Below are 16,431 nucleotides of genomic sequence, written 5' to 3'. Positions count from 1 at the left end.
ACCCCTACGGACCGGTCGGAGGTGGAACCTCGGGCGGACCGCGCGTCGGCGACCAGGTATGTTCGTGGCAACCCGCCCACTCGCCTCCCCCGTGGTAAGTGGGCGGGCCCTATTGTTTGCGTCATGCGTGTTGACCTGCTGACCCGTGAGTATCCGCCCGAGGTCTACGGCGGTGCCGGGGTCCACGTGGAGTACCTCGCCGAGCGGCTGCGGCCGCTGGCCGACGTCCGGGTGCACTGTTTCGGCGGCCCGCGCGACGAGCCCGGCGTGCTGGCGTACGGCGACCCGCCCGGCCTCAGTGGCGCCAACGCCGCCCTCCGCACCATGGGGGTCGACCTCGAGATGGTCGCCGGCTGCGCCGGAACCGACGTGGTGCACTCCCACACCTGGTACGCCAACTTCGCCGGGCACGTCGCGAAGCTGCTGCACGGTGTTCCACACATAGTCACCACGCACAGCCTGGAACCGCTCCGGCCGTGGAAGGCCGAACAGCTCGGCGGCGGCTACGCGCTGTCGTCATGGGTCGAGCGCACGGCGCTGGAGGCCGCCGACGCGGTGATCGCGGTTTCGGAGGGCATGAAGCGCGACGTGACGACCGCTTACCCGGCGGTGGATCCGGCCAGGATCCGGGTGGTGCACAACGGCATCGACACCGAACAGTACAAACCCGACCGGCAAACCGACGTCGTCACCCGGCTTGGAATCGATCCGGAAATACCCAGCGTGACGTTTGTCGGGCGAATCACGCGGCAGAAGGGACTGCCGTACCTGTTACGCGCTGCGAAGTCGCTTCCGCCGGAGGTGCAACTGGTGCTCCTTGCGGGCGCGCCCGACACACCGGAAATCGCGGCAGAAGTAGAGACATTGATCGATGAATTGCGAGCCACCCGGGAACGTGTGGTATGGGTCGCGGCGATGCTTCCCAAGCCCGAGGTCATCCAGGTGCTCACACACAGCACGGTGTTCGTGTGCCCGTCGATCTACGAGCCGATGGGCATCGTGAACCTCGAGGCGATGGCGTGTGAAACCGCCGTGGTGGCCACCGCCACCGGTGGCATTCCCGAAGTCGTCGCCGACGGCGAAACCGGCCTGCTGGTACCGATCGAACAGGTCGCCGACGGCACCGGCACACCGCTCGATCCAGACCGCTTCGTCGCGGATCTCGCGGCGGCGATCAACGAGTTGATCGCCGATCCGGCGAAGGCCACGGCCATGGGCGAGGCGGGGCGCCGCCGGGCGGTTGCGCATTTCTCGTGGACGGCCATTGCGGAGCAGACGATGGACGTGTATCGCTCCGCCGCGCGGTAGCGGTGATTCGCCCGGCCGAACCACCGCTACCGGAACGGGTCAGGACGACTCGATGACGCCCATCTGGCGCAGGCGCCGCAGCCAACCCGTGGCGGTGTGGCGCGGGACGCCGAAGTGGTTGGCCACCTGCGTGGCGCTGCGGGTTTCATTCCACGCGGCGAGCACTTCCTCCTGCGCGGGCATGCGGCGGTAGGCGCGGCCGGCCTTCGCCGGTGCCTCGGCGGCGGCAGCGCTACGACGACGGCCGCGGGTGGCCTTCTTCGGTGCCTCGGCGGCGGCTTTGCGTCCCCGCCGTCCCCGCGTGGCCGGTGCCGGTGCGGCCTGCGTGGCGACCGGTGCGCTCGGTGCGGCGGTGAGCGCCGGTGCGGCCGATCCCGGTGCGAGCGCGGCCACCAGAGCCGCGAGGTCGATCACCGGAAGTTCCTGCGGGGCGAGTCCGGAACCGCCGGCGCGAACGGTGAGTTCGGTGACCCGGGCGGCCCCGCTCGTGGTGTCGACCTGAATGGTCGTCTGCGGACCGGATTGCCCGCCGGACGGCGTGATAGTGACCGTGTATCCACTCATTGTTGCTCTCCGGTGTGTCGTGAGCGGTTCTCGATAATCGCCCGAAGTGTGTCATGGAATCTGTCTAAGTAAACCCCAGGGTGGTGGTGTTCTCACTGGCAGACCCCGCCGGTCTCAATCGCCTCCGTCGTATCCGCAACATGCAATCCTGGCTCCGGACCACCCGCTAGCGCATAAATGGTATTCCGAATCGCGACAATGCCAAGCCCGTGCCGGGGAGTGGGTAACGGCGGGAGTGCTTTCCAGGTAGCCGTTCCAATGTCGAACACCTCGGCTTCGCCGAACGTGGCGCGTGCTTCGCCGCCGACCGCGACGATCTGGCCGGCGCACGTGGCGGTGGCCGCGAGACCGCCGCGTGGGGTGGGCAGATCGGGCAGGCGGGTCCAGGCGCCGGAGCGTGGATCGTACGCCTCGAACGCGGCGAGATTCGTGTCGAGCCCGCCGGTGCGGCCGCCGACGGTGTAGACGAGCCCGCCGAATCCGGCACCACCGAGGTGTTCGCGGCGGGTGGGTGGGCCGGGGGCGGTGGTCCATCGGTCGGTGGCGGTGTCGTAGACGAGCATCTCGGCGGCCAGCCCCGACGGTCCGATGCCACCCGCCACATACACCGTGCCGCCGGCCGCCACCGCGGTCGCCGCGGCGCGCGGCCGGGGCATCGGGGCGAGCCGGCGCCACTCGGCACCGTCGAGCACGAATGTGGTGTCGGTGGGTCGGTTTTCGGGAAGGTACCCGCCGAACACGTAGACCCGGTTGTCGATCGCGACCGACATGGCGTGGTTCACCGGGAGCGGCAACGACGGGCCGGCTTCCCAGCGACCGGTGGCGGTGTCGAGGATCTCCACTGTGGACACCGTTGCCCCGTCGGCGCGGTAGCCGCCGGTCACCACGATTCTGCCGCCCATGGCGGCCGCCGCGACCTCCGTGCGTTGCGACGGCGCCGCGGCCAGCGTGCGCCAGGCGCCGGCGGCCACGGTGGGAAGATCGGTGGGACGATCGGCCGCCGGCTCGTCGTCCCCGCCCGTGCACCCGGACGCGACGAAAACCGTGAGAAGCGCCAACAGCGCATACCGGACCCGCATCCATTCAGTGTCCACCCATGTAAACGGGATGCCGACGGGGTAGAAGTAGAGCCATGACCACTGTGGGAATCGACGTCGGCGGCTCAGGGGTCAAGGGCGCGCCGGTCGACGTGTCGACGGGAACCTTGACCGGTGAACGCTACCGGCTCGACACACCGCGTCCGGCCGACGTGACGAACCTGGTGGAGACGATCGCCGCGGTTGCCGCCGAGGTCGGGCCGGCCGAGCACTGGGGCATCACGTTTCCCGGCGTGATCCTGCACGGCGACGTGCGCACCGCGGCGAACCTCGATCCGTCGTGGATCGGTGTGCGGGGGGAACACCTCCTGTCGGAGGCGGTCGGCGGGCCGGTGACGCTCCTCAACGACGCCGACGCGGCCGGCCTCGCCGAGGTGCGCTTCGGCGCCGGGCGCGGCCAGGACGGGGTGACGCTCATGCTGACGTTCGGCACCGGCATCGGCAGCGCGTTGTTTGTCGACGGCACACTGGTGCCCAACACCGAACTCGGGCACCTCGAACTCGACGGGTTCGACGCCGAGGAGCGGGCCTCCGATCGCGCGCGGGAGACCGAGGAACTCGACTGGGCCGACTGGGCGGAGCGCGTCCAGCGGTATTTGTCGCACGTGGAGAACCTGTTGTGGCCCGATCTCATCGTGATCGGCGGTGGGGTGAGCAAGAAGACCGACAAGTGGTTGCCGCACGTCGACATCCGCACGCCGATCGTTCCCGCGACCCTGCAGAACCACGCCGGAATCATCGGTGCCGCCGTGGCGGCGGCGGCCCGAACTTAGTGCACTATCTACTGTGGATGGTCAGGAACCGCCGCCCGGGTATCCGGGTGGCGTGTCCTGATCGCTGAAGGCCTCGCGCAGGTCGCGCAGCGACGCCTTGACCGCCTCGTCGACTCCGGCCGATGCCAGCACCGTGTCGAGCGCGGCGGCCCACCGGTCGATGGTCTCGAGCCGCACGTCGGTGTGACGGGAGCGGGTGCCCCAGTTGACCCCGATGAAGGCGCCGGATTCCCGCTCCCATCGCGGCACGCTGTGATGGCCGAAGCCGGGGGGCACGAACGGCCCGTGCTGGATCGGCCCGCCCGCCCGGCGCATCGGGGGGAGATTCGGAGGCCCCTGCGGTCCCGGATACGGATAGGCGGCCGGGCCGCGCCCGTCGTGGACCAGAACGTCGATGCGGTTCGGACCGGAGCTCTGCTCCAGCGGTTGCTCGGGTTGAGCGCCCGCGGCGCGTACCGCGTCGGCGAAGCGGAGCAGGTCGCCGCAGGTCGAGCCGATCACGTCGAAGGTCAGCCGGATTGCCATGCGTCATATTGTGACCGCAGCTTGCCACCGGGGTCGTAGGTCGCGGCGAGCCGCTGGAAGTCGTCCCAGCGCTCGTAGCGGGCGGCCACGGCATCGAGCGGCGTCGTGAAGATCTTGCCCCAGTGCGGCCGCGGCGCGAACGGCGCGAGCACCTCCTCGACGGCCGCCACCACCGGGAGCACCGCGGCGGTGTCGGGGATCCAGGTGAAGTGGATGCCGATCGTCTCGCGCCGGTAGCTCGGGCTCAGCCACAGCTCGTCGGCCGCGACGCTGCGGAGCTCGGAGATCTGCAGCACCGGCGCGATCCGGTCGCGGATCCCGTCGACGGCCGTGAGCGCCGCGACGGCGTGCTCGCGCGGAACGAGGAACTCCGACTGGAGCTCGTCGCCGGCGCTCGGGGTGAACTCGAGCCGGAAGTGCGGGAGCCGCTCGTGCCAGGGGCCGGGCGCGCCGAGTTGCGCGGTGCAGTTGTCGGCCGGCATCGAGCGGATCGGGTGCAGCGGCCCGGTTGCCGGAACCGCCCCGAACCAGTCGCCGCCGGGCGGCGCCGGCTCGTCGGTGCGCTTCTTGCGCCACACCTGGTCGACCACGGGGCCGGACCACGAGGTGAACAGGCTCGTGCTGTACGCGTCCCGGAGGATCTCGTCGAAGCTCTCGACGAGCCGCGACCACGGCAGCCGTTCGAAGACGAACTGGCGCACCTCGAACGCGGGCTCGATCGCGAGCGTCACGTCGACGACGACGCCGAGCAGGCCGAGCGCGACCACCGCGCCGTCGAACCCGGCCTCGCCGCGGCGCAGCGTCACCAGATCACCGTCGGCCGTGACCATCCGGAGCGCCCGGACGGCGGTAGCGAGGTTGCCGTTGCGGTCGCCCGAACCGTGCGTGCCGGTCGCGACCGCGCCGGCGATCGAGATGTGCGGCAGCGAACCCAGGTTGTGCAGGGCGTATCCGGCGGCGTACAGGTGGCTGGCGAGGTCGCCGTACCGCACCGCGCCACCGACGGTGACGGTCGCCGCTTTGGCATCGATCGCGATGGACGGCCGCAGGCCGGCGACGGACACCAGGTCGCCGGTGGAGTCGGCGATGCGGTTGAACGAGTGGGCGGTGCCGATCGCGCGAATGTGTTCGGCGTCGGCCATCACAGTGCGTAGTTCGTCGACCGTGGACGGGCGGTGCCGGCGGGCGGCCCGGAACGTGATGTTGCCGGCCCAGTTCCGGCCGGCGTCGTTGCTAGGGGCGGTCACGCGTCCAGTTTCGCAGGCCATCGCGGTTCGCGAGATCGCGTCTAGCGGGCGATCTAGCGCCCATCGGATGTGACGATGCAGCGCTTGCGGGTGGCGGTGGTGACGCAGGAGGGCCCGGTGGGCACCTGGGTCGCCGGCCAGGGTCGCCGGCGGACCGGGCTCGAGGTCGGCGTGATCGACCTCGCGGGCCCCGCGGTTGCCGCGCGACTGGCGGCGGCCGAGGCGTTCGTGCTGGTGACGCCGGAGGACGAGGCGTCGGAGGCGCTGCTGCGGCGGGCGGCCGGGTCCGGGTGCGTCGGGTGGCGGGCCAAGCCGGTCGCGTTCGTCGGTTCCGGCCGTGCGGTCGAGACGCTGCGCGCCGTGTTCGCGGGGCTTCACGTGGTGATCGTGACCGTGGTGGTGGCGGCGTTCGACGCGGCCGCCGCCACCGCGATGTTCGAGCAGCTCGAGTGGTGGGGTCGCGCACTGCGCGACCCGGTGAATGGAGGAACTCATGAATCTGGCCATTGAGGCAACCGGCCTCGTGAAGGTGTTCGGCAAGAACCGCGCGGTCGACGGGCTCGACCTGCGGGTGCCGGCCGGTTCGGTGTACGGCGTGCTCGGCCCGAACGGCGCCGGCAAGACGACGGCCGTGAAGATGCTGGCCACGCTGCTGCGGCCGGACGGCGGGCGGGCCACCGTGTTCGGGCACGACGTGCTGAAGCAGCCCAACGAGGTGCGGGCGCGGGTGAGCCTGACCGGGCAGTACGCGTCGGTCGACGAGGATCTCACCGGTCTGGAGAACCTGGTGCTGCTGGGGCGGCTGCTCGGTCACCGGAAGCGCCCGGCGCGGATCCGGGCCGACCAGTTGCTCGACGCGTTCGGCCTGACCGACGCCGGCAACCGGCAGGTCAAGACGTACTCCGGCGGCATGCGCCGGCGGCTCGACATCGCCGCGAGCATTCTCAACACGCCGGACCTGCTGTTCCTGGACGAGCCCACCACCGGTCTCGACCCGCGCAGCCGCAACCAGGTGTGGGAGATCGTGCGGGCCGTGGTGGCACAGGGCACCACCGTGCTGCTGACCACCCAGTACCTCGACGAGGCCGACCGGTTGGCCAGCCGGATCGCGGTGATCGACCACGGCAAGGTGATCGCCGAGGGCACGCCGGGCCAGCTCAAGTCGTCGGTCGGCGCGGGCACCGTGCACGTCCGGCTGCGCGACGCGGGCCGGCGCGAAGAGGCCGAGCGGGTGCTCGGCCGGGTGCTGGCGGCACCGGTGCAGCGCGACGCCGACGCGTTCGGCCTGACCGTGCGGGTCGGCACCGGCGGCAGCGAATCCGGTGCGGCCGAGCAGGCCTCGCGCACCCTGTCCGAACTGGCGGCGGCGGGCATCGTCGTCGACGACTTCTCCCTCGGCCAGCCGAGCCTCGACGAGGTCTTCATGGCCCTGACCGACACTGTTACGAAGGAGCCCGTGGCATGACCACCGCGACCGTCGACATCGAAACGGGCCGGGACTACAAGCCCGCGCCGGAGAGCCTTGCCGCCGTGATGGCGCCGGGCCAGCGTCCGAAGCGTCCCAATGCCCTGTCGGCATCGGTGACGTTCGGCTGGCGGGCGATGCTGAAGATCAAGCACGTCCCCGAGCAGCTGTTCGACGTCACCGCGTTCCCGATCATCATGACGCTGATGTTCACGTACCTCTTCGGCGGTGCGCTGGCCGGTTCGCCGCGGGAGTACCTGCAGTACCTGCTGCCGGGCATCATGGTCACCAGCGTCGTGATGATCACGATGTACACCGGGGTCGGCCTCAACACCGACATCGAGAAGGGCGTCTTCGACCGCTTCCGCACCCTGCCCGTGTGGCGACCGGCCGCCCTGGTCGGCATGATCTTCGGTGACCTGCTCCGCTACGTCCTGGCGGCGACCGTGATCACCGGCGTCGGGCTGGTGCTGGGCTACCGCCCCGGCGGTGGGCTGCCCGGCGTGGTGGCGGGGATCGTCCTGCTGGTGGTGTTCTCGTTCGCGTTCTCGTGGATCTGGACCCTGCTCGGCCTGATCCTGCGCACCGAGAAGTCGGTGATGGGAGTCAGCATGCTGGTGCTGTTCCCGCTGACGTTCCTGAGCAACGTGTTCGTGCAACCCACCACGATGCCGGGTTGGCTGCAGGCATTCGTCGACGTCAACCCGATCACCCACCTGGTGGCCGCCGTGCGGGCCATGATGGACGGCGACTGGGACAGCGGCGAGACGGTGTGGGTCCTGGTGGCCTCGGTCGTGATCACCGCCATCTTCGGGACCCTGACAATGCGCGCCTACAACCGCAAGTAACCGTCCCAGACGAACGTGGCCTCCCATCGCGGAGGCCACGTTTCGCTGTCCGTTGCTACGGGTTGTTGATGATGTTCAGCACGCTTCGTGCGGCGAACACCCGGCCGTATCGTCTCCCGGTCCGTTCCTCCAGGACACCTAGCTCCATGAGTCGTCCGATCGCCGTGTTGGCGGCCTGGTTGGAGACGTGGAAGCGTGCGGCGGCAATCTTCACGGTGATAAGGGGATATCCGATGAGGTCCTCGGTGATTCGCGCTGCCACGCCTCGGACACCCGCGTCCAGCAACCGGTTGAGTGCGCTGTCGCGCCAGTCGTGCAGAGCATCGATTTTCTCAACGCCGCGAATCGCCTGAGCCCGGACTGCCTCTGAGAAGAACCGGATCCACGGCTCGAAGTCGCCGGTGGCACTGATGGCCAGGAGGTGATCTTGATATTCGCGTCGACGGCTTTCCAGCCAGGGCGAGAGATTCAGGATCGGGACGCGCAACTCGCCCCGATGGGCCAACTGGAGGACGCAGACCAGGCGGCCGAGGCGGCCGTTGCCGTCGTTGAAGGGGTGCAGCGTCTCGAACTGATAGTGGCCGAGCGCCATTTTGATGACGAGGGGAATGGTGTCTTCGGCCATGAGCCAGTCGGCCCATGCGTCCACGCCGGCACGGAGTTGGTCGCCGGGTGGCGACGGAACGAACCGCGCATCACCCACGCGTCCACCGCTGCCACCGATGAAGACCTGACTCGTTCGGATGCGGCCGGAGTCATGCGAATCGCCGCGTGTGCCGCGAACGAGGATCTTCTGGAGGTGTTCCAGCAGGCCCACGGTGATCGGTTTGTCCTTGACCCATTCGAACGCCAACTCGGCTGCCTCGACATAGTTGTGGACCTCGGCCACCGATGCCGACAGCTGGTCGCGGTTGAGGAAGTCCGCTTCGAGCACGTCATCGAGGGCGGCGTAGGTTCCCTCCAGGGCGGACGTGCTCACGGCTTCCTGGCGGATCGCCGGGCGGGCCAGCAGCCCGGCGTTCGGAAGCCTGAATGCCGCCTGGTCAAGGCGGGCGACAGCGACGGCGGCCTCCGTCACCGCGTGATACGTCTCCTGGGCCAGTTCGAGCTTGCTGGGTAGCGGTTCGGGCAGATATGCCGAGCATTCGTAGGGCTCGTTGTAACGCGGGTCCCATCCACTGATGCGGACAAGTGACCCCACAGGTGACGATTGGAACGTTACGTCGTCCATGATCTCAAGTAGAGCATAGGAAACTTGAAAAGCTCGACCAAGATCTCAAGTTGGCGGAGATGGCGAGCCAAGATCGCAAATTTCTCGTCGAATGCTTGAAATTGCAGGGCTGAAATTCAAGTGCTGCGTGGGTCAGGGTGCGGACGTGAGGGTGTCCCAGGCGGCCATTGCACAGGTGATGACGGTTTCCAGATCGGCTCTCGTGGCGCCGTCACGGGCTTGGATCGACAGGCCCTGCACCACGGTGGTGTAGTAGCGGGCGACGGCGTCCAGGGTGTCGGGTGACGTGGTCAGGTCGCCGTCGGTTCGGGCCTGGGTCAGCCGGGCCTTGATTGTGGCGTGCATGTCGCGGCGGCGGTCGGCCAGGAACTCGCGGACCGGGTGGTTTTCCACGGCGCCGGTTGGTGCGGCGAGAATCAGCATGCAGTAGTGCGGCGTGTCCGGGCCGGTGATCTGGTCGGCGGTGGCGCGGAGCATGGCCTGGATCGCGGCGCGGGCGGTCGGGTGTTCGCGGAGCGCGCGCCGCGGTGGCTCGCCCGACGTCGCGCCGTAGAGCGCCATGACCTTGCGGAACAGGTCTTCCTTGCTGCCGAAGCAGGCGTAGATGCTGCCGGACGCGATTCCCATGGCCTGGGCCAGGTCGTTGAGCGACGTCCCCTCGTAGCCGCGCTCCCAGAACAGGTCCAGCGCCTGGCGCAGGGCGATGTCCGGGTCGAAGGTGCGCGGCCGGCCGCGAGTCGCCATCGGGATCCTCACTTGTTTGTCGATCGACCAACTTTACCTTGACCGGCGGCGAAGAGCCGTGACAGGGTTTGTTGGTCGTTCGATTAACAAAGGAGACAGAGACGATGCGTGCGCTGCAGCAGAGGTCCTTCGACGGCCCGCGGGATCTGGGCCTGGTCACCGACGTACCGGTGCCGAGCCCCGGCCCGGGCGAGGTCCTGGTCCGGGTCACCGCGGCCGGGGTCAACTTCGTCGACGTCGCCCAGTCGCGAGGCACGTTCGCGGGCGGCCCGCAGCCGCCGTATCTGGCCGGCATCGAGGGCGCCGGCGAGGTCGTCGCCGTCGGTGCGGGGGTGACCGGCCCGGAGCCCGGCGACCATGTCGTCGGTGCCGCGATCGCGGGCGGCGCGTTCGCCGAGTACATGGTGCTGCCCGCGGCGGCGGCGGTTCCCGTTCCGGCGGGCTGGGCCGACGAGCAGGCGCTGGGCCTGGTGGTGAACTGGCCGACCGCGCTCGCGGCGCTCAGACCACTGGGCGGCATCGCCGCCGGCCAGACCGTGCTGATCCACGCGGCGGCCGGCGGGACCGGACAGGCCGCGGTAACCATGGCCAAGCACTACGGCGCGACGGTGATCGCCGCGGCGTCGCCGGAGAAGCACGAGGTGGTGCGGGCGCTGGGCGCCGACCACGTCGTCGATTCCCGCGAAAGCGGAGCCGACCTCGCCGCCGAGGTCCTGCGGCTGACCGCCGGCGCGGGCGTCGACCTCGTGCTGGAGTCGGTCGGTGGCGCCACCTTCGACGCCAGCCTGGCCGCGACCAAGCGGGTCACCGGCCGGGTCGTCGTCTACGGCCTGGCCGGCGGCGAAGCCGCGATCACCAACTGGGACCTCGTCTACCGGCACCAGGTCCACGTGGTCGGCCTGAACATCGGCGTCCTGATCGGTGCGGCGCCGCAGATCTTCGGAGAGCTGTTCGGGCTCATCGCCGCCGGCGTGCTCGGCCCCGGCCGGCCGACCGGCTACGACCTGGCCCAGGGGCCGAAGGCGCTCGCGGAACTGGAGGCGCGGGCAACTGTCGGAAAGCTGGCCCTGAAACCATAACGTCTGCCAGAGTTCAGCTTTGGAATCTATCCAGCGCGATCCCCCCGTCGTTTGATCGATTGACACCGATGGAGGAGTAGCAATGGGATCACGAGTCCGGATACTGGGTGCCGCCGTCGTCTCGGCGGTGGCCGTCCTCGCGTTCACGCCGACCCCCGCGTTCGCCGCCACCTACTCCGCACCGCTGCGGACCGCCGTGGCCAACCTCGCCGTCGCCACCGAGGTGCGCACCGGCTACGACCGCGACCTGTTCCCGCACTGGATCGACGCCGACGGCGACGGCTGCAACACCCGCTACGAGGTACTGATCGCCGAGGCCACCACCAAGCCGACCGTCAGCGGCACCTGCACGCTCACCGGCGGCCGCTGGTTCTCGTACTACGACGGCGCCACCTGGACCCTGCCCGCCGACCTCGACATCGACCACATGGTGGCGCTCGCCGAGGCATGGGACAGCGGCGCCCGGACCTGGCCGACCAGCCGGCGGCAGGCGTACGCCAACGACCTCGGTGACGGCCGCTCGCTGGCCGCGGTGACCGACAACGTCAACCAGTCGAAGGGCGACAAGGACCCGGCCGAGTGGATGCCGTCGGTGACCTCGGTGCACTGCCGCTACATCACGGAGTGGGTCGCCACCAAGATCCGCTGGCGGCTGACCGTCAACACCGCGGAGAAGACGAAGTTGACGTCAGTCGCCGCCGGCTGCACCAACACCACCCTCACCATCACCTACGCCTGGTAACGCGAGAAGGTCGACCCGCACGCCGACCAGCCGCACCGGCCGGTTGAGCTCGATCTTTCCCAGCACCACGACGGCGGCCGCCGACACCACATCAGGGTCGGCGGTCGCCCCGTCGCGCAGTTTCATGCTCCGGAGGTTCGTGAAGAACGGCGTGAACCGCACCTTCACCGCCACATGCGTCACGAGCCGACCATCGGCAACAACGTCACGGGTCAGGGCCGACGCCATGGCGGAAACGTGCGACGCGACCTCGACGGGATCGGTGATGTCGACCTCGAACGTGGTCTCGCGGCTCTTCGAGCGCGCGATCCACGGTTCGGTGGTCAGGGAAACGTCGCCGTGCCCGGCCGCCGCGAGCGGCAGCCACGACGACATGCGCGGTCCGAACACGGGCAGCAGCACCGCGGCGTCGCACCCGGCCAGCTGACCCACGGTGGAAATGCTCAGCGCGTCCAATTTCTTTGTGGTTCTGGGCCCGACCCCCCATAGCGCCGACACCGGCCGCGCGAACATCAGCCCGGGCCAGGAATCAAAGGTGATCCGGAAGATCCCGCCCGGCTTCGCGTACTGCGCCGCGATCTTCGCCTGCAGCTTGTTCTCGCCGATGCCGATCGACGCCGACAGCCCGCTCGCCGCGAACACCGCCGCGCGTACCTCGCGCGCCAGCAGGAAAGGGTCGGCGACCGCGCCGCCGAAGTACGCCTCGTCCCAACCCCACACCTCCACCGGCACGTCGAAGGTGCGGAGCGCGGCCATCACCGTGACCGAGGCCGCGTCGTAGACCGCCGGGTCGGTCGGCAGGAAAACCGCGTCGGGACAGCGCCGGGCCGCGGTGCGCAGGGGCATTCCCGAGCGGACGCCGAAAGCGCGCGCCTCGTACGACGCGCTGGCCACCACCTGGCGCGGCCGGGCCGGGTCGCCGTTGCCGCCGACAACCACCGGCAGCCCGGTGAGTTCGGGGTGCCGCAACACCTCTACGGCCACAATGAACTGATCCATGTCGAGATGGAGCAGCCACGTCATGTGTACCAGTGTGGTCGTATTGTTGCGGCCGTGAGGACCGTTCGCCTCGGCGTCGATTTCGGGACATCGAACACCGTCGCCGTCCTCGAACTGCCGAATCGCGAGCCGCGGCCGTTGCTGTTCGACGGCTCGCCGCTGCTGCCCAGCGCGGTCGCGGCCGACGCCGGCGGCCATCTCGTGGTCGGGCGCGACGCGCTGCACACGGCCACCATCGATCCGGGCGCCTTCGAGCCGCACCCCAAACGGTGCATCGACGACGAGACCGTGCTGCTCGGCGACCGGTCGGTGCCGGTGGCCGACCTGATCGCGGCGGTGCTGCACCGGGTCGCCGGTGAGGCCGCGCGGGCCGCGGGCGGCGCACCGACCGACATCGTCCTCACCTGCCCCGCCGGGTGGGCGACCGGTCGCCGCGACCTGCTCCGCCACGCGGCCGCGACGGCGTTGCCCGACGCCCGCCTGGTCGAGGAGCCGGTGGCCGCCGCCAACCACTTCATCGCCGTCGGCGGTGACCTGGCGGTGGGCGACACGGCCGTGGTGTACGACTTCGGCGCCGGCACGTTCGACGCGTCGGTGATCCGCCGCACCGCCGCCGGCATCGAGGTGCTCGCCACCGAGGGTCTCAACGACTGCGGCGGGCTCGACATCGACGCCGCGATCGTCGAGAGCCTCGGTGCCGCCCTGGGGGAGAAGCCGGGCTGGAGTCGCCTCGTCGAGCCGAAGACCACCGCCGACCGGCGCGCCAGCCGCCAACTCTGGGACAACGTGCGCCAGGCCAAGGAGATGCTGTCGCGGGCGGCGACCACGCTGGTCCACGTGCCGCTGGTCGACGTCGAGGTGCCGATCGGCCGCGAGCAGCTCGACGCGGCCGCCGCGCCGGTGCTCGACCGGACCGTCACCGCGGTGCGGGCGGCGTTGCGCACCGCCGAGGTTCCGGCGGCCGGCGCGATCTTCCTGTGCGGCGGGTCGAGCCGGATGCCGGTCGTCACCACCGTGCTGCACCGCGCGTTCGGCATCGAGCCGACGGTCGTCGACCAGCCCGAACTCGCCGTGGCCGAGGGCAGCATCCAGAGCCCGGCCGCGGTCGCCGCACCCGAACCGGGCGACCCGTCGTGGCCGACCGTCGACCTCACCAAGCGCCCCGCCCCGTCGTCCCGGCCCTTCTGGGTGGACCCGCGGGTCCGGATCGGGGCCGCGGCCGCCGCCGTGCTGCTGGCCGCGGCGACGGTCACGGCCTTCGCGCTTCAAGGGCGATCGGACGACGAGCAGCACGGCGCCGCGTTCGCCGCCGCCTCGGCGTCGGGGCGGGCGTCGGTGTCGCCGTCGGTGAGCTACGCGGCCGGGATCGACCCGTGCCTGGTCGGCACCTGGGTGCAGGCAACCGACGTCCGCACCAACAAGATCGACGGCAAGGACGTGCAGTTCGTCCTGGTGAGCGGCCGGAAGACGGCCACCTTCGAGGCCGACGGCCGCACCGGTGTCGTGTTCGACCAGGTGATCGGGACGGCGACGGTCAACGGGAACAAATGGGAAGAGATCGTCAACGGGTGGGCGAGCGGGCGCTACCGGGCCGGCAACGGCACCCTGATCTACGACTCGTGGTCGGTCGGCGGCACCTGGGAACTGCGTCGCAACGGCCGGCGCAACACCGGCGGCGCCCTGAGCATCAGCAACGAGGCGGAGCGGTACGTGTGCGCCGGCGATTCGCTGAGCACCGGGTCGAGCTTCTCCTCGGAGACCATGACCAGGGTGAAGTAGTAGGTATACGTTCGGCGGCGTGACTGATCACTTACCGGCGCTGCCGGAGAACTGGGACCGCTGCCTCGCCGTGGCCGCGCACCCCGACGACATCGAGTACGGCACCGCGTCCGCCGTCGCGCGCTGGACGGCACAGGGCAAACAGGTGACCTATCTGCTCGCCACCCGGGGCGAGGCCGGCATCGACGGACTGCACCCGGACGAGGCCGCCCCGCTCCGCGAGGCCGAGGAACGGGCCGGCGCCCGCGAGGTCGGCGTCGACATCGTCGATTTCCTCGATCACCGCGACGGGGTGGTCGAGTACGGCAACGAACTCCGGCGCGACATCGTCCGGGTGATCCGGAAGTACAAGCCGGAGATCATCGTGTCGGGTGCGTTCAGCGTCAAAATGAGCGCCGGCATGGCGAACCAGGCCGACCACCGCGTGGTCGGGTTGGCCACGCTCGATGCGGCGCGCGACGCCGGCAACCGCTGGATCTTCCCGGAACTGGTCGACGAGGGGCTGGAGCCGTGGGGCGGGGTGCGGTTCGTCGCCTACGCGGGCGCCGAGCGGCCCACCCACGGGGTCGACGTCACCGGCGAGCCGTTGCGGAAGGGCATCCTGTCGCTGGCCGCGCATGACGAGTACACGAAGGGCCTGGGCGTGCGTGGGCCCGAACCGGGTCCGTTCCTCACCTGGATGGCCCAGCAGTCCGGCAAGGCGCTCGGTGTCGAGGCGGCCGTGCTGTTCGACGTCTTCGCGCTTACCTTCGACGGCCCGCCGCCCTGGGTGGCGTAATATTTCATCGGGCGTAGAATTCAACGCATGATGAGATCGGCAGACGTCTGTATCGCGGGCGGCGGTCCGGCTGGACTCATGCTCGCCCTGCTCCTGGCCCGACAGGGCCGCTCGGTGATCGTCCTGGAGAAACACGCCGACTTCCTGCGCGACTTCCGCGGCGACACCGTGCATCCGTCAACCCTCGACGTGTTGGCCGACCTCGGCCTCATGGACAAGCTGGCCGCGCTGCCGCACCGCCTGGTGCGGCAGCTGCGGTTCACGTTCGCCGACCGAACGGTGACCGTCGCCGACTTCAGCCGGCTGCGGTGCCGGCACCCGTACGTCATGTTCCTGCCGCAGTGGGACTTCCTGGAGCTGCTCGGCTCGGAGGGGACGTTCACGCTGCTGCGCGAGCACGAGGTCGTCGGGCTGGTCCGCACCGGCGGCGCCGTCGGCGGGGTCGTGGCCCGCACGCCGTCGGGCGAGGAGGTCGAGATCCGGGCGCCGCTCACGGTCGCGGCCGACGGGCGTCACTCGGCCGTGCGGCGGCTGCTGGACCTGCGGCCGAAGGAGTTCGGCGCGCCGATGGACGTCCTGTGGTTCCGCCTGCCGCGCGAATCCGGCGACCGGGACGGCGTCGACGTGCGCGTCGGGTCGGGCCACCTGCTCATCAGCATCGACCGCGGCGACTACTGGCAGTGCGGCCTCGTCGTTCCGAAGGGTGGCTACGAGGCGATCGGCGCGGCCGGGCTGCCGGCGTTCCGGGAAACGCTGGCCGGGCTGGCACCGTCGCTGCGCGGCCGGCTCCACGCCATCGGGCAATGGGACGACGTGCGCAAGCTGACCGTGCGCGTCAACCGGTTGCGCCGCTGGTACGCCGACGGGGTGCTGCTCATCGGCGACGCGGCGCACGCGATGTCGCCGGTCGGCGCCGTCGGCATCAACCTGGCCATCCAGGACGCGGTGGCGGCGGCCCGGCTGCTCGCCGGTCCGCTGGCCCGCGGCCGGGTGACCACGCGCGACCTCGCCCGGGTGCAGCGCCGCCGGGTCTGGCCGACCCGGGTGACGCAGCTGGGGCAGCGGGTGGCGCAGCGGGCCGTGGTGCGGCGGGCGCTCGCCACCAGCGGACCGGTGCGCAGCCCGGCACCGACCCGGCTGCTGGACCGGTTCCCGGCGCTCCAGGCGGTGCCGGCCCGGATCGTCGGGATCGGGGTGCGGCCCGAGCGGGTCTCCTGATTCCTCGTTCCTGTCACAGGGGTGACGTACGGTG

17 protein-coding genes are annotated in these 16,431 nt (G+C 70.3%); 10 read left to right on the top strand and 7 right to left on the bottom strand.

Features of this window, described 5'->3' with window-relative positions; translation table 11 throughout:
* The first annotated feature begins 123 nt into the window (after positions 1-123).
* Positions 124-1,308 carry a glycogen synthase gene (gene glgA, locus Vau01_RS51985; protein WP_204008910.1) on the top strand — a complete coding sequence of 395 codons (1,185 nt, stop codon included), beginning with the start codon at positions 124-126 and terminating at the stop codon, positions 1,306-1,308.
* Between the two features lie 39 nt (positions 1,309-1,347).
* Here the strand turns inward: glgA and Vau01_RS51980 are convergent, their stop codons facing one another.
* Both Vau01_RS51980 and Vau01_RS51975 read right to left on the bottom strand, forming a co-directional pair.
* Entirely contained in the window at positions 1,348-1,872 is a 525-nt protein-coding gene (locus Vau01_RS51980) for a hypothetical protein (protein WP_204008851.1), read from the bottom strand.
* A gap of 92 nt (positions 1,873-1,964) precedes the next feature.
* Positions 1,965-2,951, bottom strand: coding sequence for a Kelch repeat-containing protein (locus Vau01_RS51975; protein WP_204008850.1), 987 nt, complete (start codon positions 2,949-2,951; stop codon positions 1,965-1,967).
* Positions 2,952-3,004: 53 nt separating this feature from the next.
* Here Vau01_RS51975 and ppgK point away from each other — a divergent pair, with 53 nt between their 5' ends.
* A complete protein-coding gene (gene ppgK, locus Vau01_RS51970; RefSeq protein WP_204008849.1) occupies positions 3,005-3,742 on the top strand; it encodes a polyphosphate--glucose phosphotransferase in 738 nt (245 codons plus the stop codon).
* Between the two features lie 21 nt (positions 3,743-3,763).
* Here ppgK and Vau01_RS51965 read toward each other — a convergent pair whose 3' ends face one another.
* Entirely contained in the window at positions 3,764-4,267 is a 504-nt protein-coding gene (locus Vau01_RS51965) for a hypothetical protein (protein ID WP_204008848.1), read from the bottom strand.
* Positions 4,252-5,535, bottom strand: coding sequence for an FAD-binding protein (locus tag Vau01_RS51960; RefSeq protein ID WP_204008847.1), 1,284 nt, complete (start codon positions 5,533-5,535; stop codon positions 4,252-4,254). Before Vau01_RS51960 ends, Vau01_RS51965 begins: the two co-directional genes overlap by 16 nt.
* Before the next feature lie 54 nt (positions 5,536-5,589).
* On the opposite strand from Vau01_RS51960, the gene Vau01_RS51955 reads away from it, so the two are divergent.
* From Vau01_RS51955 to Vau01_RS51945, 3 genes are read left to right on the top strand one after another with little or no spacing between them, the layout of a single operon-like run.
* Positions 5,590-6,024, top strand: coding sequence for a hypothetical protein (locus Vau01_RS51955; protein WP_204008846.1), 435 nt, complete (start codon positions 5,590-5,592; stop codon positions 6,022-6,024).
* On the top strand, positions 6,008-6,979 hold the full coding sequence (locus tag Vau01_RS51950) for an ATP-binding cassette domain-containing protein (protein WP_239152665.1): 972 nt from the start codon (positions 6,008-6,010) through the stop codon (positions 6,977-6,979). Before Vau01_RS51955 ends, Vau01_RS51950 begins: the two co-directional genes overlap by 17 nt.
* Entirely contained in the window at positions 6,976-7,827 is an 852-nt protein-coding gene (locus Vau01_RS51945) for an ABC transporter permease (protein WP_204008842.1), read from the top strand. The genes Vau01_RS51950 and Vau01_RS51945 overlap by 4 nt, the downstream gene beginning before the upstream one ends.
* A gap of 55 nt (positions 7,828-7,882) precedes the next feature.
* Here the strand turns inward: Vau01_RS51945 and Vau01_RS51940 are convergent, their stop codons facing one another.
* Both Vau01_RS51940 and Vau01_RS51935 read right to left on the bottom strand, forming a co-directional pair.
* Positions 7,883-9,058 carry a Fic family protein gene (locus Vau01_RS51940; protein WP_204008840.1) on the bottom strand — a complete coding sequence of 392 codons (1,176 nt, stop codon included), beginning with the start codon at positions 9,056-9,058 and terminating at the stop codon, positions 7,883-7,885.
* 132 nt (positions 9,059-9,190) lie between these two features.
* Positions 9,191-9,802: a TetR/AcrR family transcriptional regulator gene (locus Vau01_RS51935; RefSeq protein ID WP_204008839.1), complete on the bottom strand. Its 612-nt coding sequence runs from the start codon at positions 9,800-9,802 to the stop codon at positions 9,191-9,193.
* Between the two features lie 104 nt (positions 9,803-9,906).
* Here Vau01_RS51935 and Vau01_RS51930 point away from each other — a divergent pair, with 104 nt between their 5' ends.
* Entirely contained in the window at positions 9,907-10,881 is a 975-nt protein-coding gene (locus Vau01_RS51930) for a zinc-binding dehydrogenase (protein WP_204008838.1), read from the top strand.
* Positions 10,882-10,963: 82 nt separating this feature from the next.
* Positions 10,964-11,623: an HNH endonuclease family protein gene (locus Vau01_RS51925; RefSeq protein ID WP_204008837.1), complete on the top strand. Its 660-nt coding sequence runs from the start codon at positions 10,964-10,966 to the stop codon at positions 11,621-11,623.
* On the opposite strand, the gene Vau01_RS51920 is transcribed toward Vau01_RS51925, so the two are convergent.
* Complete coding sequence (locus Vau01_RS51920) at positions 11,570-12,646, bottom strand: DNA polymerase IV (RefSeq protein WP_204008836.1); 1,077 nt, start codon at positions 12,644-12,646, stop codon at positions 11,570-11,572. The genes Vau01_RS51925 and Vau01_RS51920 overlap by 54 nt on opposite strands.
* Before the next feature lie 30 nt (positions 12,647-12,676).
* On the opposite strand from Vau01_RS51920, the gene Vau01_RS51915 reads away from it, so the two are divergent.
* Genes Vau01_RS51915 through Vau01_RS51905 form a run of 3 tightly spaced genes read left to right on the top strand, consistent with a single transcriptional unit; the run spans position 12,677 to position 16,397 of the window.
* Entirely contained in the window at positions 12,677-14,401 is a 1,725-nt protein-coding gene (locus Vau01_RS51915) for an Hsp70 family protein (RefSeq protein WP_204008835.1), read from the top strand.
* A 19-nt stretch (positions 14,402-14,420) separates the two neighbouring features.
* Positions 14,421-15,179: a PIG-L deacetylase family protein gene (locus tag Vau01_RS51910; protein WP_204008834.1), complete on the top strand. Its 759-nt coding sequence runs from the start codon at positions 14,421-14,423 to the stop codon at positions 15,177-15,179.
* Between the two features lie 30 nt (positions 15,180-15,209).
* Positions 15,210-16,397: an FAD-dependent oxidoreductase gene (locus tag Vau01_RS51905; protein WP_204008909.1), complete on the top strand. Its 1,188-nt coding sequence runs from the start codon at positions 15,210-15,212 to the stop codon at positions 16,395-16,397.
* Positions 16,398-16,431 lie beyond the last annotated feature (34 nt).

Origin of the sequence: Virgisporangium aurantiacum, from assembly GCF_016863635.1 — a bacterium.
In the GTDB taxonomy this organism is placed as follows: Bacteria; Actinomycetota; Actinomycetes; order Mycobacteriales; family Micromonosporaceae; genus Virgisporangium; species Virgisporangium aurantiacum.
This window is presented reverse-complemented; position numbering and strand designations above follow the sequence as displayed.